Below are 18,446 nucleotides of genomic sequence, written 5' to 3' on the forward strand. Positions count from 1 at the left end.
TTGCAGCCCTTCCCCGTCCCGGGCCTGACCCGGGACCCAGCTATCTTCCAGCTTTCCCCATCCGGAAAGGCAGCGGGGCCCCGGATCAAGTCCGGAGCGGGGGTTGCCGATAAGGCGGCACAGGCCCAAATGGGGCGCATGGTCACCATCCCCGAAAAGCCCTGGCCCACCGGCCTTGCCGAGGACATCGAGCCGCTGGTCAAGCGTGTGCTCGCCCCCAACCCCTCGCCCTATACCTTCACCGGCACCCAGACCTATGTGGTGGGGATGGCGGACGGGCCGGACTGCGCGGTGATCGATCCGGGGCCGGACGAGGCCGATCACATCGCCGCGATCCTCGCCGCTGTGGGCAGCCGCACAATCCTCGCGATCATGTGCACCCACACGCACCGCGACCACTCGCCCGCCGCCGCGCCGCTCGCCGCGCAGACCGGCGCGCCCATCGTCGGCTGCGCGCCGCTGGTGCTGGCGGTCGACGGGCCGCGCTCGGACGAGGCTTTCGACCCGACCTATGCCCCCGACCGCGTGCTTGTGGACGGCGAGGGGATGCGCGGCACCGGCTGGACCCTCACCGCCGTCGCCACGCCGGGGCACACCTCGAACCACCTGTGCTTCGCGCTGGAGGAGAGCGGTGCGCTGTTCACCGGCGATCACGTGATGGGCTGGTCGACCAGCGTCGTCATCCCGCCCGACGGCGATATGGGCGATTACATGGCGAGCCTCGAGAAGCTGATGGCGCGCGAGGATGTGCGTTACCACTCCGCCCACGGCGCGGCGATCGAGAAGCCGAAGCAACTGGTGCGCGGCATGATCGGCCACCGCCGCCAGCGCGAGGCGCAGATCCTGCGCCTGCTGGCCGAGCAATCGCGCCCCGTCAGCGGCTTCATCCCCGAAATGTACAAGGGTCTCGACCCGCGCCTGATCGGGGCCGCCGAGATGAGCGTGACGGCGCATCTGCTCGATCTGGAGAAGCGGGGGATGGCGGGGCGCGACGGCGAGGTCTGGCGCGTGGTGTGATCCGCCGCGGCCATCGACGAAGCGTCGATGCGGGCCGGATCAATCGCGCTTCCCATTCTCCGGCACTCCGCGTATTAGGCCAATAATACACGCGGGGTCGCGTCCGCATGCCGATGGGGGGAACCATGGCCACACTTTCCACTGACACGCCGCGTCCGGCTGCCGGGCGATCCGACACGCGCTTCTTCACCATCATGGCGCTGGTCATGTGCGCCGCGACCGTTTCGGGCTTCGTGCTCAATCTCGCGCTGGGCCGGTCGAGCTTTGCCGAGCCGGCGACGGTCCACGCGCACGGCATCATCTTCATGGCGTGGCTCGGGCTCTATGCGGCGCAGGCGATCAGCATCGCGAGCGGCAATGTCGCGCTGCACCGCCAGCTGGGGCGCGCGGCCTATGTCGTCATTCCGGTGATGATGGTGGCGGGCACGGCTGTGATGGTGCACTCGGCGCAGGCGCGCGGGGGGCCGTTCTTCTTCGCGGTCAACGAATTCGTGATCAGCAATGCGATGGGGCTCTACTGCTTCGGGGGGCTGGCCTTGTGGGCCTTGCGGGTGCGGCGGCATCAGGGCTGGCACCGGCGGCTGATGCTGGTGGCGATGAGCATCCTCACCGGCCCCGGCCTCGGGCGGATCATCCCCGCGCCGCTGCTGATCCCCTATGCCTGGCCGGTCTCGATCGTGATCACCTGGATCTGGCCGCTGATCGGGATGTGGACCGACTGGCGGCGGCATGGCCGGGTGCATCCGGCGTACTGGTGGGGCATGGGGATCAATGTCGGCGTGTTCGCGGTCTCGATGCTGATCGCCTATTCGCCCGTTGGCTATGCCTTCACCGAATGGCTGATCGCAGGCACCCCGGGGGCCGGGCGGCCGATGGCGCCGTTCCTGCCGCCGGGCTTCGGCGGGTGACGGTTTTCGCTCGATAATCGCTCGCCAGCGCCTATATCGGCCGTTCCTGATTGCATGGGGACTGACCGATGAGCCTGCTGACCCGCAACCCCACCGGCGCCGACCTGCTCGCCGAGATCGACCGCTTGCGCAAGGAGCGCAACGCGGTGATCCTCGCGCATTACTACCAGACGCCCGACATCCAGGACATCGCCGACTTCGTGGGGGATTCGCTCGAGCTCTCGCGCAAGGCGGCGGCGACGGACGCGGACGTGATCGCCTTCTGCGGGGTCAAGTTCATGGCCGACACCGCCAAGATCCTCTCGCCCCAGAAGACCGTGATCCTGCCCGACATGGACGCCGGGTGCTCGTTGGAGGATAGCTGCCCGCCCGAGAAATTCCGCGCCTTCCGCGAGGCGCACCCCGATCACATCGCGCTGACCTACATCAACTGCTCCACGGAAGTGAAAGCGCTCTCGGACGTGATCGTCACCAGCTCCAGCGCCGAGACGATCCTCGCCCAGATCCCGCCCGAGCAGAAGATCATCTTCGGCCCCGACCGGCACCTCGGCGGCTATCTCGCGCGCAAGTTCAATCGCGAGATGCTGCTGTGGCCCGGGGTGTGCATCGTCCACGAGGCCTTCTCCGAGACCGAGCTGTTGAAGCTCAAGGAGCAATACCCCGGCGCGCCGATTGCCGCGCACCCCGAATGCCCGCCGACGATCATCGACCACGCGGATTACGTGGGCTCGACCAGCGGCATCCTCTCCTTCGCCAAGACCTTCCCCGGCGACACGCTGATCGTGGCGACCGAGCCGCACATCATCCACCAGATGCAGAAGGCCCTGCCCGACAAGACCTTCATCGGCGCGCCGGGTGCGGACGGGAACTGCTCGTGCAACATCTGCCCCTACATGGCGCTGAACACGATGGAGAAGCTCTACGTGGCGCTGCGCGATCTCTCGCCGCAGATCGAGATCGAGGAAGGCATCCGCCTCAAGGCGAAGCGCAGCCTCGACCGCATGCTCGATATGGCGAGCGGCACCGTGGGCATGGGCGACCTCGGCAAGGTGCGGTTCAGCGGGGATTGAGCCGGTGGCGCGCGCGTTGCGGCTGACCGGATGGGTCGCGGGCGGGCTGGTGCTCGCCGCGCTCTTCTTCGCGCTGTGGGCGAGCCTCAAGGTGCGCGCGGCGGTAGACGAAGGCGCTCTTGCTCGGCCGGTGTGGTCGTGCCTCGCCCCCGCCCATGCTGCCCGCCGCGAAGCCCTCGCCGACCGCGCCTTCGTACGCGGCATCCAGGCGCATATTGCCGGCGAGAGAGGCCGGTCGAGCGCATGGCACGCCCACGGGCTGGTCGCCTATGTCGGTGCTCATGCGGGCTTCTCTGCCCGGGAGCGGCAGGCGGCCGTGGCACAGCAGATCGCGGGCCTGCCGGTCTGCCCGACACGGTCGGCAAAGCGCGCCTGACCCCTTGATTGGCCAGCGGAAAAGCCGCTTTTAAGCAATGGCTTTTGCCCTATACTGCGATGCGGGGGGGGTAAAAGCGATGAACACCAAGCGCGATTCGGCGTCCGAGCAGGGCGAACTGACAATCATCTGGCGCGTGGTCGTCGTGCTCTGCTTGCTGGTCGTGTTCTGGTACACGTTCTCGATCGCGGCGCTTCAGAACACGACTATCAAGCGTCTCGAGGATACCGACTTCAGCGGCCACTCGCTCTTCTCGCTGATTGCCACGGTCGAGAAGGTCGACGCGGCGCTGGCGACCATCAAGGCCAAGAAGCAGGAGCTCAGCCAGGTCGAGATCGAGAATTCGAAGAACATCATCGATGATCCGGAAATCTCGACCGCGCATCTGCGCCTCAACGAGGTCTACCGCGAGATCTTCACCGAATTCCTGATCAATTCGGGCCGCACCGATCTTGCCGCGTCCAACACCTACAACAAGGCGCTGGTCGGCGAGGCGGTCAGCCTGAAGTCGGTCAATGATGTGCCGGCCGCGCCGCGGGCCGAAGGTGGCGGGGGCGACGTGGACGAGGCCGCAGCCACCTCCGCAGCGCCTGCCCCTGCCGGCTCTCCCGCCGCCGCGGCGACACCGGCCGCTACCGCCACGCCAAGCGCAGGCAGTGCCTCGGTGTGTCCGGGCGCGGCGAAGCTCTACAACCAGTATGCCGAGTACAACCAGAACATCCCGGCGGCGGAAATATCGGACGTGGTGCAGCTGTGCCTGAGCGGACGCGACCGCCAGACCATCTCCGACGCGCTGGTCGAGAAACTGGTCAAGGCGCAGAGCGAGGCGCAGAAGGTCACCGAAAGCAACGCGGTGGCCTGGAAGAAGGGCATCGAACTGCAATCGAAGATCGACCTGCTGCAATCCGACATCAAGCAGCTCGAAGACGAGATCGACGGGGTGAGCGAAGAGAGCACCGCCTCCCCCGAGGCGCAGGAAGCGGCGCAGGGCGAGGATGTCGCCGAAAACGCCGCCGAACCCGCGCGGCCAGTCGGGCTCAGCCCGCTCCAACTGCGCAACCTGTTTCCCGAGATCAGCGATTTCCTGAACTTCACCGTGCTCGGGCGCGGTCTCAAGCTCCAGCCCGAACTGGTGCTCGGCCTGCTGACCTCGATCGCGGGAGCGGTCGGCGGCACCAGCCGCTATGCGCTCGGCCGGTTCAATACGCCCGGGCTCGCCGAGACCCGCCGCCGGGTGGTCGGCGGGCGGCAGGCGGCTTTCGTACCGACCGCGTTCTCGGGTTCCTTTGCGGGCCTGTCGGTGTTCCTGATCCTGTTCGGCGGGCTCGCCGTGTTTCAGGCGGGCGGCACGGGCAGCGCCAGCTCGGCGAACTATTCCTCCTTCGCCGCCTTCGGCTTCCTTTCGGGGATGTTCTCCGAACGGGTCAACATGTGGCTGGAATCGATCGCGGGGAACATCTTCTCGAACGCGGGTAAGACCGGCCAGGTGCAAGCAGCACCTCCGGCGGCCGCGGTGCAGGCCGATCCCGATCCGGTCGATCCCAATGCGGCGGAGGCGGAGGCCGATGCTCAGACGGAGGACGTCCCCGCCAACACGCCAGCGGACGAGGCTCTGGAAGCGGACGCCGGTGATGCCGACCCTGCGCCCGAGCGGCCCGGCGGACAGGGCTAGCTTTTCGCCCGGCTCACCGCCAGCGCCGCGCCCACCAGCAGCATCCCGACGATGTCGAGCGGCGAGAGCACCTCGCCGAACGCCAGCCAGCCGTAGATCGAGGCGACCGCGGGCTGGGTCAGCAGGGCAAGGCCCACCACCAGCGGCGGGAAATACCTGAGCGCGAAGACCATCAGCCCCTGCCCCACCAGCTGGCTGAGGACGAACAGTCCGATCACCGGCCCCCACGCCTGCGGCCAGACCGGCTCGCCCAGCAGCAGCGCGATCCCCAGCAGCACCGGCGCGCCGAAGATGCTCACCCAGACAAGCAGGCTCCACGACCCGAAAGCGCCGCGCGCGTTCTGGAGCGTCAGCAGGTAGACCGCATAAAGCAGCCCCGCCGCGACCGAGAACAGGTCGCCCACCAACGTCTCGTGACTGATCTCGAGACTGCGTCCCATCAGGATCGCCGCGCCGGTGAGCGCGAAGACGATCGCCAACGCCTCAAGCCGTCCGGGCAGGGTGCGCGCCACCAGAAAGCCCCAGAACAGGAGCACGATCGACCCGGCATTGCCGAACAGCGTCGCATTGCCGATGCGGGTCATGGCGATGCCGATGTGCCAGCTGGCGAGATCGAGCGCGAAGGTCACCGCGCCCAGCGCCACCAGCGCCAGTGTCCGCGCCGGGATCCCCGTCAGCCGCTGGCCGTTCGCGCGGGCGAGCACCACCATGAAGGGCAGCGCCAGAAACAGCCGCCAGAACCCCGCCGCGACCGGGCCGGTGTCGGCGATCCGTACGAACCACGGGCCGATCGCCAGCGCCACGTTCCCCCCGAACAGCGCCACCAGCAGCAGCCAGCGGGCGGGATGCGCGCCGGCATCGGGGCGGGTGCCAGCAACTTCTTCTTGGGTCACACCCTCATTTTCCATGCTTGCGCCCTAGCCTCGCGGGCCCCAAGTGCCTAACCCAAAGCATAACCAACAGGAGGTTTTCCCCGATGCATGATGCCCTGTTCCAGCCGCTCCAGATGGGCGCGCTCCACGCCAAGAACCGCATCCACATGGCCCCGCTCACCCGCGGCCGCGCGGCCGAGCCGATGTTCGTCCCCAACGAGCTGATGGCGCTCTATTACCGCCAGCGTGCGGGCGCGGGCATGATCCTCACCGAAGCGACCGGCATCAGCCGCGAAGGCCTCGGCTGGCCGAGCGCGCCGGGCATCTGGAGCGACGAGCAGACCGAAGCCTGGAAGGCCACCACCAAGGCCGTGCACGAAGAGGGCGGCCTCATCGTCATGCAGCTGTGGCACATGGGCCGCATCGTCCACCCCTATTTCCTGGGTGGCGAGCCGCCCTTCTCCGCCAGCGCCACCACCGCGCCGGGCGAGGCCCATACGCCGACCGGCAAGCAGCCCTATGCTCAGGCCCGCGAGATGACCCTCGAGGACATCAAGCGCACCATCGCCGACTATCGCCGCGCCGCCGAGAACGCCAAGAAGGCGGGCTTCGACGGGGTGCAGCTCCACGGCGCGAATGGCTACCTCGTCGACCAGTTCCTGCGCGACAAGACCAACCTGCGCACCGACAGCTACGGCGGCTCGCCGGAGAACCGCACCCGCTTCATGCGCGAGGTGCTCGAAGCGCTGGTGGACGTGTGGGGCGCGGACCGCGTCGGCATCCGCCTCTCGCCCAATGGCGATTCGCAAGGGACCGATGACAGCAACCCGCCCGCGACCTTCGGCGCCGCGGCCAAGGTGTGCGAGGAACTCGGCCTCGCCTTCGTCGAACTGCGCGAGCCCGGGCCGGACGGCACTTTCGGCCAGACCGACGTGCCCAAGCAGAGCCCGCTGATCCGCCAGATCTACACCGGCAAGCTGATCCTCAACTCGGACTACACCGCCGAACAGGCCGAGGCCGATGTGGTAAGCGGCAAGTGCGACGCGGTGAGCTTCGGCCGCCCCTACATCTCGAACCCCGATCTCGAAAAGCGGATCGCGGCGGGCGCGCACTGGAACCCCAACAAGGACGTGCCCAAGAGCTGGTACTTCCCGATTCCCCAAGGCTACACCGACTACCCGACCCTCGCCGAGGAACAGGCCGAAGCGGCGGAGTGATTGTGCCCCGGCAGCGCTCGATAGCGGGCGCTGCCGGGCTTCAAGCGACAGTGTCATAGAGCGGCACAAAGCGGACAAAGCGGACACGGTGTCCGCTTTGCGACCGCGCTATTTTCCTTTAATTTACAGTAAGTAACAGCCGCTCAGCTCAAGCGGACGGACACGGGGACACAGGCGGAAAACGCGCCCCAGACGGCAAACGGCCTCGCAGGCCGGGCAGAACGATGGGAAAGAGCCGGTCGCATCGTAGCGGCTGGCGGGCGTGTAGGAAAATCTCCCCTCGTCGCGCTGTGCTTGCCTGCCCCGGCGGTTGCGAAGCACAACCGAAGGTTGAACGTCGGGGACACGGGGCTTGGCTGCATCTCCTTCGGAGAGCAAGGAAGAAAAGCCTCACCCCGTGTCAAGCACGGGGCGACGAGAGGGGAGGATGGCGGCTTAGGCCTTGCTCCGGCCATAACCTGACGTTCAGCTATCGACCCCGTTGTCGTCATGAGCTTGTAACCATTAACTTGAGGCTGGCGAATATCAGTGTATCGCTATGCCAATGCCCCGCCATCTCGTCGTATATCTTGCGCTTGTACTGGCGGCGCTACTTCCGCTGGAAACCGCGTATGCCGTGGACGGCTGTGCTCCATTGGCGGCGATGGATGACCACAAGGGAGACTGTGGCGACTGCATCGCTGGCGAGCACCAGCAATGTCGAGCCTGTTGCATAGCTTTGTGCCAGTCTTTCCCCGCATCTCCCATCCAAGAAGTCGAAGCGCGCGGGAAAGCTTCCGCCGATCGTCATCCTCATGAGCCGGCATGTCTGAAAATTTCGTCGGGAGGTCCCGATCCCCCGCCTCCTCGAATAGCCCAATGATGGATTCATTCTCATTTCAACGGAGTTGTTATCATGAAAAAATACATCATTGTTGCAGCCGTGCTGCTTGGTTCCAGCTCTGCAGCGTTTGCCGCAGCGCCTGATCAGGTTGCCAGTCTGGCTATGTCTTGCTGCGACCTTGTCCTCGCTTGCTGTGATGCAGCTATGAGCTGCTGCCCATAAAGGTTCGAGAATGCTGAGGCGGGTGTCCGGTCGGTGATCGGGCACCCGTTTTCATTTTCTGAGCTCTGCGACCCTCGGAACACTGAGCAAACGGCAACTTCCCACCCACTTCCCGCCATCGAAGCCGCCCGGCCTGACGCCCGAAAGCTGTCATCGCGTGAGGCCATGCGCGGGGCCAGCCCCGGCGGGTGTTCTTACTGTGCGGGCGGCGCGGCGGGTGCAGGCGCGGCTGGTGCCTCGCCCGGCGCAGGCGCGGCATCGATGCCTTCCACCGGGGTCACCTCGGGCTGTTCGGCGTCGATGTTCTCGCCATCGGCCTGCACCTGTCGGGGCGCGAGGGGGGCTTGCGAGTCGAGCTGCTCCAAGGGGATCATCGCGTCGCTGACCGTTGCCGGCAGCACCTCGCCCGAGGCCGCGCCGCCCTGTTCGGCAGGCGCGGCGGCCTGCTGGTCGCAGGCAGCGAGCGCAAGCGGCAGGAAAAGGGCAAGAGCGCGTTTCATCGGCAGGCTCTTTTCGCCGCTGCGTCCAAGGCGTCAAGGAAATCCGGAGCGGCCGCGATCAGCGCCTCGTCCCATTCCTCGGCAGAGACCGTGAGGCCAAGCCGTGCGAGGCTGGTGACGCCGTATTCGGCGATGCCGCAGGGGACGATCCCGCCGAAGTGCGAAAGGTCAGGGTCGAGGTTGACCGAGAAGCCGTGCATCGTCACCCAGCGCCGCACGCGCACGCCGATCGCGCCGATCTTGGCCTCGGAGCCGTCGATGTCGCGCGTCCAGATGCCGACGCGGCCCTCGGCCCGCCAGCTCTCGACGCCGAACGTCTTGAGCGTCGCGATCACCCAGCCTTCGATCGCGTGGACGAAGCAGCGCACGTCCTTGCCGCGCTCGGCGAGGTTCAGCACCAGATAGCCGATCCGCTGGCCGGGGCCGTGATAGGTGTAGCGCCCGCCGCGCCCGGCTTCGACCACCTCGAAGCGCGGATCGACCAGTTCGGCGGGGTCGGCGCTGGTGCCGGCGGTGTAGACGGGGGGATGTTCGAGCAGCCAGACGAGCTCGGCCGCGCGCCCTTCGAACACGGCGGTGTTCCGCGCCTCCATCTCCGCCAGAGCGGCGGCATAGGGCACCTGCGCGGTCTCGCACCGCCATTCGATGGGAAATGCGCCGCCAGCGGCTGGTGCAGTGCTTGCCATGGCGCACCGGTGGGGGCATTGAACGCCGAGATCAAGAGGCGAATGCGCAGCGGGAAGCCTCCCGGTGCGGCGCCCGGCGCACTCCAGGGATCGGAACCGCACCACATGACCAACCGCAAACTCGACATGGGCAAGGCCTGGACGCAGGCGACCGGCCTTATCGGCACCAACCGCGAGACGATCACAGCGATTGCGGGGCTGTTCTTCTTCCTGCCCTCCTTCGCGGGCGGGGTGTTCATTCCCGAGCTCACGCCCCCGGCTGCGGCGAGCTCCTCGGGCGCCGATCCGCAGGTCGCCTTCCGTGCGCTGATCGACGGGGTGAGCGCGCTCTATGCCGAGTTCTGGCCGCTGATGATCCTCCTTTCGGTGGTCCAGTTCATCGGCTCGATGGCGCTGTTCGCGCTGCTGACCGACCGCGGCAATCCGACCGTGGGCGAGGCGCTGGCGACGGGGCTGAAGAGCATCCCGTCCTATGTCGCCGCGCAGCTCGTCAGCGGGATCGGGGTCGCGGTGGTGTTCGGCGTCGTGATCGGGCTGCTGGGGGTGGTCGCGCCGCCTGCGGTCGTGGCGCTGGTGGGGCTGGCGCTGGTCGTGGTGGCGCTCTGGCTGTTCATCCGCCTGAGCCTGACCGCGCCGGTGATCGCGATCGAGGGCGTGCTCAATCCCTTCGCCGCTCTGGCGCGCTCGTGGCGGCTGACCAAGGGTAACAGCGTGCGGATCCTGCTGTTCCTGTTCCTGCTGATGTTCACCATCGGGATCATTGCCGCGCTGGTTTCGGGCATTCTCGGCCTGATCCTCACCGCCTTCGGGGAGCCGGTGGCGAGCATCGGCATCGACATCGTGGCGGGGATCGTCAACGCGGTGGTGACCGTGATCTTCCTCGTGGTGACCGCCGCGATCCACCGTCAGCTCGCCGGCCCCTCGACCGGGGCGCTGGCGGAGACCTTCGAATAAGGCGGGCCGTGGCGGAGACCGACCCCGATCTGAGCCGCGCAAACCACGCCGCGCCGCCCGCCCCGTCGCCGGGCGCGATCCCGCCTGCGCGCATGGCGCTGCTGTTCATGGTGATGCTGGTGACCGCGGCGGGCAACACCGCGATGCAATCGGTGATGCCCTCGATCGGCACGGCGCTGAAGGTCGAGGATGTGTGGATCAGCCTCGCTTACAGCTGGTCGGCGCTGCTGTGGGTGGTGTGCGCGCCGTTCTGGGCAAGGCGCTCGGACAAGCGGGGCCGCAAGGCGATGATGGCGCTGGGGCTTTCGGGCTTCATCACCAGCTTCGTGCTGTGCGGTGCGGCGCTGTGGGCGGGGCTTTCGGGCTGGCTGACGGCGTTCTGGACGCTGATCGCCTTCGCGCTGGCACGGAGCCTCTACGGCGGCTTCGGCAGTGCCGCCCCGCCGGCGGTGCAGGCCTATGTCGCCTCGAGGACACCGCGCGCCGAGCGGACGCAGGCGCTCTCGCTGATCGCATCGAGCTTCGGCCTCGGCACGGTGATCGGCCCCGCGCTCGCGCCGCTGATGGTGGTGCCGTTCCTCGGACTGGGGCTGACGGGGCCGTTCCTGTGCTTTGCCGCGATCGGCCTCGTCGCGCTGGTGCTGCTGCGGCTGCGCCTGCCAAACGACACGCCGCAATTCGCCGCGCGGGGCCAGGCGGCACCCTATGCCAGCGCCTCGGGCGCGCCGGTCGATCCGCAGCCCGCGCAGGAGGGGCCGGAGGAGGAAGAGACCCCGCGCCTCTCGTGGCGCGATCCGCGCCTGCGGCCGTGGGTCTTCGCGGGCCTCGTCGGCGGCCATGCGCAGGCGATGGTGCAGGGCATCTCGGGCTTCCTCGTGCTCGACCGGCTGGGCCTGCGCGAGACGCCCGATGCGGGTGCGGGGCCGGTCGGCATCGTGCTGATGGCGGGCGCGATCGCCACCCTGCTCGCGCAGTGGGGCCTGATCCCGCGCTTCGACCTCGGCCCGCGCGCCGCGAGCCTGTGGGGCATTGCCGCCGCAGCGCTGGGCACGATGATCCTCGCCGTAGCGGGCGACCTGCACCTGATCGCACTGGGCTATGCCATCGCCTCGCTCGGCTTCGGCCTGTTCCGCCCGGGGACGACCGCCGGCACCTCGCTCGCCGTGACCCGCGCCGAGCAGGGGCAGGCAAGCGGCATCGTCGCAAGCATCGCGGGGGCGAGCTACATCTACGCCCCGGCACTGGGCGTGTGGCTCTATGGCCATTCGGACTGGCTGGGCTTCGGGCTGATCGTGGCGCTGTGCGTGATCGTGCTCGCGCACGGGTGGTTCAAGCTTCAGGCCGACCGGGATCTTACGAAGGACCGAACATAACGCCCGTTCGCCTCGAGCGTAGTCGAGAGGCCTTCGCAAGGTGTCTCGACTACGCTCGACACGAACGGAAGGTTAGAGAATTTCGAGAACGATATCCTGCGGCCGGCAAAGCCTCACGCCCTTCTCGGTCTCCACCAAGGGTCGCTCGATCAGGATCGGCTGTTCGGCCATCGCAGCGAGCACTGTCGCATCGTCCGCATCGGGCAGCCCGCGCTCCGCTGCATCCGTGCCGCGCAGGCGCAGGCCCTGTTGCGGGGTGATCCCGGCGTCGCGGTAGAGCTGCGCGAGCTTGCGCGCGGTGGGGGGCTCCTTGAGATATTCGACCACCGTCAATTCGACACCCGAAAGGCTCTCGAGGATCGCGAGCGTCTTCCTCGAGGTGCCGCAGGCCGGGTTGTGCCAGATCGTCGCCTTCATTTTCGCCATCGCTATTGCCCCTCCGCCTCCGGAACCCGCAGCGCGGGCACCGCCTTGGCTGCATCCGCGCTGCTGATGCCAGGCGCGGGGGCGGCGCTGACGCGCTCCTGCCGCTGCGCCACGCGCACCGCCTGTTCGATCACCTTCGCCAGCCGCGGATAGACCCCGCAGCGGCAGATATTGGGCACCGCCCCCTCGATGTCCTCCGCCGTCGGCGCGGCATTGCGCTGGATCAGCGCGGCGAGCGAGATGACAAGGCCGGGCGTGCAATATCCGCACTGGATCGCGCCCTGCGCCACCATCGCCTGCTGCACGGGGTGCGAGCGGTCGCGGCTCAGCCCCTCGATCGTGGTGATCAGCCGCCCCTCGGCCTCGGCCAGCGTGATCGCGCAGGAACGCAGCGCCACCCCGTCGACCAGCACCATGCACGCCCCGTTGCACTGCGCCCCGCCCCCGCCGCAGGCCTTGGTGCCGGTGAGGTTCATCGCCTCGCGCAGCGCGTAGAGCAGCGGCATGCGCGGATCGAGGTCGAACTCGACCGGCCGCTCGTTGACGGTCATGCGCGACATGGCGTGCTCTTGCAGATGCTTACTGGCGCCAGCTGTCGTCGATCTTGTCGATCTTGCGCTTCCACGCCTCGAAATCGAACAGCCCTGCTCCGCCCTGACCCTGCATCACCGAAAGGTCGCGCTGGTGGACGTCGACCACCTCCTGCGGCACGAGGATCGGATCGCCCATGCTGAGCGCGGCGACCTGGATCTCGCAGGCGCGCTGCAAGGCCCACATCTTGACGAACATGCCGGGAATCGTGCGGTCCATCACGACAGGGCCGTGGTTGCGCAGCATCAGGATGGTGTGGTTGCCGAGGTTCTTGACCAGCCGCTCGCCTTCCTCGGGGCGCACGGTGACGCCCTCGAAGTCGTGATAGCCGATCTGGCCCTGGAAATTGCAGGCGTAGAAATTGATCGGGAGCAGCCCGTCCTTGTGGCTCGCCACGGCCATGGTCGCGGTGGTGTGGACGTGGCAGATCGCATCCGCGCGGCCGCCGAGGTGCTTGTGGAAATAGGCGTGCTGGGTGAAGCCCGCCTTGTTCACCATGTAGGGCGATCCGCCGACATTGTTGCCCTCGACATCGATCTTGACGAGGTTGCTGGCGGTGACTTCCGAATAGAGCAGCCCGAAGGGGTTGATGAGGAAGGTGTCCTTCTCGCCCGGCACCTTCACCGAGATGTGGTTGTAGATCGATTCCGACCAACCGAGGTGATCGAAGATGCGATAGCAGGCGGCAAGATCGAGCCGCGCCTGCCACTCTTCCGGGCTGCATTCGATGGTCGGTTTGAGCTGGGTTGCCATGACGCGGTTCCTCTCCGTCTTCGCTTGGCCCCGCTATCGCATGGCGAGGGAATGCTTTGCAAGCCGCAGCCGGCCCCGCTAGGCCGCTTGAACGCATGACGTCGCCTGTATCTTCCTCCACCGCCAAGCTGGTCACAGGCAGCATCCCCGGCCATCTGGTCAGCCAGACGCTTCCGGCGGTGATCGGGGTGGCTGCGATCATGTCGGTAGGGATCATCGACGCCTATTTCGTCGGCCAGCTCGGCAGCGCGCCGCTCGCCGCGATCAGCTTCATCTTCCCCGTCTCGGTCGCGTGCACCTCGCTGGGGGTCGGGGTGATGGTGGGGATCAATTCGGTGGTCGCCCGCGCGCTGGGCGAAGGCGACTTCGCCAAGGCCGCGCGGCGCGCCAATTTCGGGATCGTGTTCGCCTGCCTGTGCGGGCTGGTGATGGGCCTGTCCCTCTGGCTGCTGATCGACCCGATCTTCGCGCTGATGAACGCGCCCGCGCACCTCATGCCGCTGATCCGCGCCTATATGGCGCCCTATGCGATGATCTTCCCGCTGAGCCTTGCAATCATGGGCTTCAACGGGGTGCTGCGCGGTCAGGGGGAGGCCAAGCGCACCAGCACGGTCTCGATCACCTTTGCCGCCGCCAACTGGGTATTGAACCCGATCCTGATCACCGGCGCCTTCGGGTTCGAGGGCTACGGCATCGCGGGCTCGGCCTATGCGACGGGGATCGGCTGGGCGATGGGGGTCGCCTGCGCGCTGTGGCTGCTGCGGGGCACGCCGCTGCCGCTCAATCTCGGCTTGCTGAAGAACTGCGACCTGCTGGACAACGCCAAGGCGATCATCAGGGTCGGGCTGCCCGCAGCTTTCTCCAATGCGATCAATCCCTTGGGTCTTGCCGTCCTGACCTCGCGCATCGCGCTCGAGGGCGAGGCGGCGGTGGCGGGCTTCGGCGCGGCAGGGCGGCTCCAGAGCCTCGTGCTGGTGCCGCTGCTCGGCCTGTCGGGCGCAATCGGCGCGATCGTCGGGCAGAACTGGGGTGCAGGCCGGATCGACCGCGCGCGCGAGGCGGTGCGCTATGCCTTCGGCTTCTGCATCGCCTGGGGCCTTGCCGTCGCCTTCGCCATGATGGCCGCGGGCGCGACCTTCGGACGGGTGTTCACCGACGATGCGGCGGTGGTCCGCGAGTTCGATCTCTACCTCAAGATCGCCGCCTGGGGCTATGCCGGCTTCGGGCTGCTGATCGTCGGCAACGGGATCATGAATGCGGTCGACAAGGCGGGCTTTGCCCTCGGCCAGTCGATCGCGCGGGTGTTTCTGGTGATGCTGCCGGTGGCACTCGTGCTTCAGCCCTCGATGGGCTCGTCGGCGATCTACACCGCCGAGCTGTGCGCCAACCTGTTCGGCGCGGCGTCCGCAGTGGTGCTGGTGCGCTATATCCTCACCCGCCGCACTCCCGCTTTGGGAGCCGCGCGCTAGGCGCTTGTTAACCAACCCTGCCGCATAGCCCTCCCGCACAGCGAAAGAGGGCGCGCACACGCATGGACGATCTGCTGGCGGATTTCATCGCCGAGACCCGCGAGATGCTGGAAGCTTCCGGTGGCGAACTCGTCGCCTGGGAGGCGGATCCGGCCGACCGCGCGCGCCTCGATGCGATCTTCCGCTTCGTCCACACGGTGAAGGGCAATTGCGGCTTCTTCGATTTCCCGCGCCTCGCCAATCTCTCCCACGCCGCCGAGGATGCACTCGCTGATTGCCGCGCGGGGCGGCGCGATCCTGACCGGCACCTTGTCACCGGGGTGCTCGCCATCATCGACCGCATCGCCCAGATGATCGACGCGATCGAAGCGGGCGAACCCTTTCCCGAAGGCGGCGACGAGGCCCTTATCGCGGCGCTCGATGTTTCACATGAAACACCCACCGGCGAGGGTCTGGAGGGGGTCGAGAGGGGGTCTGACGGGGGTCAAGGCGCCGCTGAACCCGCGCTAGGCCCCGCCAGCGACGACCCTGCCGCCACCATCGTCCCGAACGGCCGCCGCGCCGATCCCGCCGCCGCCCAGCGCACCATCCGCCTGCCGGTCGAACTGCTCGACCGCGTGATGAGCGGCGTCTCGGACATGGTGCTCGCCCGCAACGACCTCGCCCACCGCCTGCGCCAGGCCGGCACCCAGCCGACCATCGACGGCCCGTTCGAGCGCCTCACCACCATCCTCTCCGACGTGCGCGACGCGATCACGCGGATGCGGATGCAGCGGATCGAGACCCTGTTCGGCGCCCTCCCCCGCCTCGTGCGCGACCTTTCCGCCGAACTCGGCAAGCAGGTGATGGTCGATCTCGACGGGGGCGATGTCGAGCTCGACCGCGAGATGATCGAGACGATCCGCGATCCGCTCACCCACATCATCCGCAACGCCATCGACCACGGGATCGAATCGCCCTCGGCCCGCCTTGCCCAGGGCAAGCGCGAGATCGGCCTGCTCGCCATCGCCGCGCGGCAATCGGGCAACACCATCTCCATCGTCATCTCCGACGACGGGCGCGGGCTCGACGAGGAACGCATCCTCGCCAAGGGCGTGGCCACCGGCCTCGTCGGTGCAGCCGAGCGCGCGGGGCTGACCCGCGACAAGATCCTCAACCTGATCTTCGAACCCGGCTTCTCGACCGCCGAGACGGTCAGCAATGTCTCGGGCCGCGGCGTCGGCCTCGATGTGGTGCGCCAGAACCTCGAGAAGGTCGGCGGCTCGATCAAGGTCGGCAGCGTGCCGGGCGAAGGCACCACCTTCACGCTCCAGATCCCGCTCACGCTCAGCATCATCGCCGGGTTGACGGTGGACGCGGGCGGCCAGCGCTTCGCCATCCCGCAATCCTATGTCGAGGAAATCGTCCAGGCCTCCAGCCGCGCACTCGACTTCACCCGTATGGGCGAAACCGCGCTCGTCACCTTCCGCGGGGTGCGCGTGCCGTGCCTGATGCTGGGCGAGGTGCTCGGCCTTGCCGACGGAACGGGGCGCGAGCCGACGCTGGTGATGCTGCGCCTTGCCAGCGGCGATCTGTTCGCGCTCGCGGTCGAGGGCATCCACAATCACGGCGATCTGGTGGTCAAGCCGCTTGCGCCGGCGGTGATGAAGTCCGGACTCTATGCCGGATCGACCCTGCTCGACGACGGCACCCCGGTGCTGCTGCTCGACGTCGCCAATATCGCCGCGCAGCACCACCTCGTCTCCGATGCCCGCGCGCGGGTGATCGGCGCGATCGAGGAGACCGCCGACGAGGCCGCCGAGGCGGCCGAGCGCGCGATGCTGTTCACCGATTTCGCCGGACGCCGCTCGGCCGTGCGGCTCGAACTGGTGCAGCGGATCGAGACCGCGCCCGTCACCGCGATCGACCGCTCCGCCGCGCGCCCGCGCGTGGTGATCGACGGGATGATCCTGCCGCTGATCGGCCTGCCCGATACCCCGCTCACCCAGCACCGCGTGCGCCTGCTGCGCCTGTCGGACGGGGCCTGCGAGGTGCTCCAGGCCGTGCGCGAGGTCGAGGATGCGGTCGAACTGACCCACCCGCTCGCCCCCGTGCCCGAAGACCCGCTGGTCGAGGCGATCACGCTGATCGGCGGCAAGCCCGCCACGCTGATCGACGCGCACGAGCTCTTCGCCCGCTACGGCGAGCCGCCGGTCGCCGCCGCGCGCCCGCGCTGCGTGCTGCCCGCCGGCGAATGGGCGCGCGCGATCCTCGCCCCGCTGGTCACCGCGGCAGGATACGACATCCTGTCCGAAGGCGATCCCGCCGCCGCCGAACCGGGCGCGATCGGCATCCTGTTCGAGGACGTCTACGAAGTCGCCGAGGCACTCGGCCGCCCGCTGCCCGCGCGCGTCATCCGCCTGCGCGATCAGCCCGAAGCCCCCGCCGGCAGCCCGACGATCTACCGCTATGACCGCGAGGGCCTGCTCGCCGCGCTCGCCGAAGCCGCAGCCGCAGCCGCCGCGCCCCGCAACGCCTATGCCGCAGGAGAAGCCGCATGACCGGAGACCTGCTCGTCGTCGCCCAGATCGCCGGACGCCGCTGCGCGCTCTCGGCGCTCGACGTGAAGTCGGTGATCGAGATCGGCACCGTGACCCCGATTCCCCGCGCCCCCGCATGGATCGCCGGGATCACCGCGCTGCGCAGCCAGGCGCTTACCGTGATCGACTGCCGCCACGCGATCGGGCTCGCCGCCAGCGCCACCGGTGCCGACTGGCCGACCGACCACCGCGCCATCGTCGTCGCCGAGGGCGGCCATGCCTATGCCCTGCGCGTCGACGGGATCGAGGACATCACCACCGCCGCGGGCGAGGCCGGGCAGGTGCCGGGCGGGTTCGGCCCCGAATGGTCGCGCATCGCGATCGGCATGATCGAGACGATGGCCGGCCCGGCGCTGCTGGTCGATCTCGCCGCGCTGCTCACCGGGCCCGAGAGCGCCGCCCGCGAGATTGAGGCCGCGGCCTGATCCGCGCCCGCCCCGCGCCGCATTGCGGCGGAGCGGCAGCGGCCGGTCGCATATGGGCCGGAAAACGGGACAGATTGCCGCGCGCCTTAATCCATTCCTTACCAAATGCGCCCTAGGTTGCCGGGTGCAATCGCAGGACAGCTCCATGAAAACGTGTCTCATCGTCGATGATTCCCGCGTCATCCGGAAGGTTTCGAGGCATATCCTCGAAACGCTCGGATTCGCCGTCGAGGAAGCCGAGAACGGCAGGCTCGCGCTCGATGCCTGCGATGCGGCCATGCCCGATGTCGTGCTGCTCGACTGGAACATGCCGGTGATGACGGGAATCGAATTCCTCGTCGCGCTGCGCCAGCGTCCGGGCGGCGACAAGCCCAAGGTCGTGTTCTGCACCACCGAGAACGACGTCGCCCATATCCGCCAGGCGATCCAGGCCGGAGCGGACGAATATGTGATGAAGCCCTTCGATCACGAGACGTTGCAGATCAAGCTGCAGCTCGTCGGGTTTGCGTGACG

Annotated in this window: 18 protein-coding genes; 12 read left to right on the forward strand and 6 right to left on the reverse strand. The window is 67.9% G+C overall.

Annotated elements, in window-relative coordinates; genetic code table 11:
* Positions 1-138: 138 nt before the first annotated feature.
* From BZF57_RS09155 to BZF57_RS09175, 5 genes are all read left to right on the forward strand, one after another.
* Positions 139-1,017, forward strand: a complete 879-nt coding sequence (locus BZF57_RS09155) for an MBL fold metallo-hydrolase (protein ID WP_086736958.1) — start codon at positions 139-141, stop codon at positions 1,015-1,017.
* 125 nt (positions 1,018-1,142) lie between these two features.
* Positions 1,143-1,925, forward strand: coding sequence for a hypothetical protein (locus BZF57_RS09160; protein WP_240505917.1), 783 nt, complete (start codon positions 1,143-1,145; stop codon positions 1,923-1,925).
* Positions 1,926-1,993: 68 nt separating this feature from the next.
* Complete coding sequence (nadA, locus tag BZF57_RS09165) at positions 1,994-2,995, forward strand: quinolinate synthase NadA (RefSeq protein WP_086736960.1); 1,002 nt, start codon at positions 1,994-1,996, stop codon at positions 2,993-2,995.
* A gap of 4 nt (positions 2,996-2,999) precedes the next feature.
* The gene (locus BZF57_RS09170; protein ID WP_086736962.1) at positions 3,000-3,371 is read left to right on the forward strand and encodes a hypothetical protein; all 372 of its coding nucleotides are present in this window, start codon (positions 3,000-3,002) and stop codon (positions 3,369-3,371) included.
* A 79-nt stretch (positions 3,372-3,450) separates the two neighbouring features.
* Complete coding sequence (locus BZF57_RS09175; RefSeq protein WP_086736964.1) at positions 3,451-5,043, forward strand: hypothetical protein; 1,593 nt, start codon at positions 3,451-3,453, stop codon at positions 5,041-5,043.
* Here BZF57_RS09175 and BZF57_RS09180 read toward each other — a convergent pair.
* Positions 5,040-5,951 (reverse strand): DMT family transporter, encoded by a 912-nt coding sequence (locus tag BZF57_RS09180; protein ID WP_086736966.1) that lies wholly within the window; start codon positions 5,949-5,951, stop codon positions 5,040-5,042. The two genes, BZF57_RS09175 and BZF57_RS09180, sit on opposite strands and share 4 nt — an antisense overlap.
* 68 nt (positions 5,952-6,019) lie before the next feature.
* Here BZF57_RS09180 and BZF57_RS09185 point away from each other — a divergent pair, with 68 nt between their 5' ends.
* Positions 6,020-7,132 carry an alkene reductase gene (locus tag BZF57_RS09185; RefSeq protein ID WP_086736968.1) on the forward strand — a complete coding sequence of 371 codons (1,113 nt, stop codon included), beginning with the start codon at positions 6,020-6,022 and terminating at the stop codon, positions 7,130-7,132.
* Positions 7,133-8,371: 1,239 nt separating this feature from the next.
* Here the strand turns inward: BZF57_RS09185 and BZF57_RS09190 are convergent.
* Entirely contained in the window at positions 8,372-8,677 is a 306-nt protein-coding gene (locus BZF57_RS09190) for a hypothetical protein (RefSeq protein ID WP_086736971.1), read from the reverse strand.
* Positions 8,674-9,363 carry a lipoyl(octanoyl) transferase LipB gene (gene lipB, locus BZF57_RS09195; protein WP_206073231.1) on the reverse strand — a complete coding sequence of 230 codons (690 nt, stop codon included), beginning with the start codon at positions 9,361-9,363 and terminating at the stop codon, positions 8,674-8,676. Before lipB ends, BZF57_RS09190 begins: the two co-directional genes overlap by 4 nt.
* 105 nt (positions 9,364-9,468) lie before the next feature.
* Here lipB and BZF57_RS09200 point away from each other — a divergent pair, with 105 nt between their 5' ends.
* Complete coding sequence (locus BZF57_RS09200) at positions 9,469-10,317, forward strand: glycerophosphoryl diester phosphodiesterase membrane domain-containing protein (protein ID WP_162290976.1); 849 nt, start codon at positions 9,469-9,471, stop codon at positions 10,315-10,317.
* A gap of 8 nt (positions 10,318-10,325) precedes the next feature.
* Entirely contained in the window at positions 10,326-11,690 is a 1,365-nt protein-coding gene (locus BZF57_RS09205) for an MFS transporter (protein WP_240505918.1), read from the forward strand.
* A 72-nt stretch (positions 11,691-11,762) separates the two neighbouring features.
* Here the strand turns inward: BZF57_RS09205 and BZF57_RS09210 are convergent, their stop codons facing one another.
* The 3 genes from BZF57_RS09210 to BZF57_RS09220 are packed head-to-tail and all read right to left on the reverse strand — an operon-like array spanning position 11,763 to position 13,460.
* Positions 11,763-12,107 (reverse strand): arsenate reductase family protein, encoded by a 345-nt coding sequence (locus BZF57_RS09210; protein WP_086737152.1) that lies wholly within the window; start codon positions 12,105-12,107, stop codon positions 11,763-11,765.
* An 11-nt stretch (positions 12,108-12,118) separates the two neighbouring features.
* Complete coding sequence (locus tag BZF57_RS09215) at positions 12,119-12,676, reverse strand: (2Fe-2S)-binding protein (protein WP_086736975.1); 558 nt, start codon at positions 12,674-12,676, stop codon at positions 12,119-12,121.
* A 19-nt stretch (positions 12,677-12,695) separates the two neighbouring features.
* On the reverse strand, positions 12,696-13,460 hold the full coding sequence (locus BZF57_RS09220; RefSeq protein ID WP_086736977.1) for a class II aldolase/adducin family protein: 765 nt from the start codon (positions 13,458-13,460) through the stop codon (positions 12,696-12,698).
* Between the two features lie 95 nt (positions 13,461-13,555).
* Between BZF57_RS09220 and BZF57_RS09225 the strand changes: the two genes are divergently transcribed.
* The 4 genes from BZF57_RS09225 to BZF57_RS09240 all read left to right on the forward strand — a co-directional run bounded on the left by BZF57_RS09225 (position 13,556) and on the right by BZF57_RS09240 (position 18,444).
* Positions 13,556-14,929 carry an MATE family efflux transporter gene (locus BZF57_RS09225; protein WP_086736979.1) on the forward strand — a complete coding sequence of 458 codons (1,374 nt, stop codon included), beginning with the start codon at positions 13,556-13,558 and terminating at the stop codon, positions 14,927-14,929.
* Between the two features lie 62 nt (positions 14,930-14,991).
* Positions 14,992-17,469, forward strand: a complete 2,478-nt coding sequence (locus BZF57_RS09230; protein WP_086736982.1) for a chemotaxis protein CheA — start codon at positions 14,992-14,994, stop codon at positions 17,467-17,469.
* Complete coding sequence (locus tag BZF57_RS09235) at positions 17,466-17,933, forward strand: chemotaxis protein CheW (protein WP_086736984.1); 468 nt, start codon at positions 17,466-17,468, stop codon at positions 17,931-17,933. Before BZF57_RS09230 ends, BZF57_RS09235 begins: the two co-directional genes overlap by 4 nt.
* A gap of 145 nt (positions 17,934-18,078) precedes the next feature.
* Positions 18,079-18,444 (forward strand): response regulator, encoded by a 366-nt coding sequence (locus BZF57_RS09240; RefSeq protein ID WP_086736986.1) that lies wholly within the window; start codon positions 18,079-18,081, stop codon positions 18,442-18,444.
* Positions 18,445-18,446 lie beyond the last annotated feature (2 nt).

It is taken from the genome of Erythrobacter colymbi, assembly GCF_002155685.1.
GTDB lineage: Bacteria > Pseudomonadota > Alphaproteobacteria > Sphingomonadales > Sphingomonadaceae > Erythrobacter > Erythrobacter colymbi.

Excerpts from the sequence above, each read along its gene's own strand:
- nadA (WP_086736960.1), top strand. The coding sequence starts at position 1,994 with ATGAGCCTGCTGACCCGCAACCCCACCGGCGCCGACCTGCTCGCCGAG.
- BZF57_RS09215 (WP_086736975.1), bottom strand. The coding sequence starts at position 12,676 with ATGTCGCGCATGACCGTCAACGAGCGGCCGGTCGAGTTCGACCTCGAT.
- BZF57_RS09240 (WP_086736986.1), top strand. The coding sequence starts at position 18,079 with ATGAAAACGTGTCTCATCGTCGATGATTCCCGCGTCATCCGGAAGGTT.
- BZF57_RS09180 (WP_086736966.1), bottom strand. The coding sequence starts at position 5,951 with ATGGAAAATGAGGGTGTGACCCAAGAAGAAGTTGCTGGCACCCGCCCC.
- BZF57_RS09155 (WP_086736958.1), top strand. The coding sequence starts at position 139 with ATGGTCACCATCCCCGAAAAGCCCTGGCCCACCGGCCTTGCCGAGGAC.
- BZF57_RS09235 (WP_086736984.1), top strand. The coding sequence starts at position 17,466 with ATGACCGGAGACCTGCTCGTCGTCGCCCAGATCGCCGGACGCCGCTGC.
- BZF57_RS09225 (WP_086736979.1), top strand. The coding sequence starts at position 13,556 with ATGACGTCGCCTGTATCTTCCTCCACCGCCAAGCTGGTCACAGGCAGC.
- BZF57_RS09190 (WP_086736971.1), bottom strand. The coding sequence starts at position 8,677 with ATGAAACGCGCTCTTGCCCTTTTCCTGCCGCTTGCGCTCGCTGCCTGC.
- BZF57_RS09230 (WP_086736982.1), top strand. The coding sequence starts at position 14,992 with ATGGACGATCTGCTGGCGGATTTCATCGCCGAGACCCGCGAGATGCTG.
- BZF57_RS09160 (WP_240505917.1), top strand. The coding sequence starts at position 1,143 with ATGGCCACACTTTCCACTGACACGCCGCGTCCGGCTGCCGGGCGATCC.
- BZF57_RS09220 (WP_086736977.1), bottom strand. The coding sequence starts at position 13,460 with ATGGCAACCCAGCTCAAACCGACCATCGAATGCAGCCCGGAAGAGTGG.
- BZF57_RS09175 (WP_086736964.1), top strand. The coding sequence starts at position 3,451 with ATGAACACCAAGCGCGATTCGGCGTCCGAGCAGGGCGAACTGACAATC.
- BZF57_RS09185 (WP_086736968.1), top strand. The coding sequence starts at position 6,020 with ATGCATGATGCCCTGTTCCAGCCGCTCCAGATGGGCGCGCTCCACGCC.
- BZF57_RS09200 (WP_162290976.1), top strand. The coding sequence starts at position 9,469 with ATGACCAACCGCAAACTCGACATGGGCAAGGCCTGGACGCAGGCGACC.
- BZF57_RS09210 (WP_086737152.1), bottom strand. The coding sequence starts at position 12,107 with ATGAAGGCGACGATCTGGCACAACCCGGCCTGCGGCACCTCGAGGAAG.
- lipB (WP_206073231.1), bottom strand. The coding sequence starts at position 9,363 with ATGGCAAGCACTGCACCAGCCGCTGGCGGCGCATTTCCCATCGAATGG.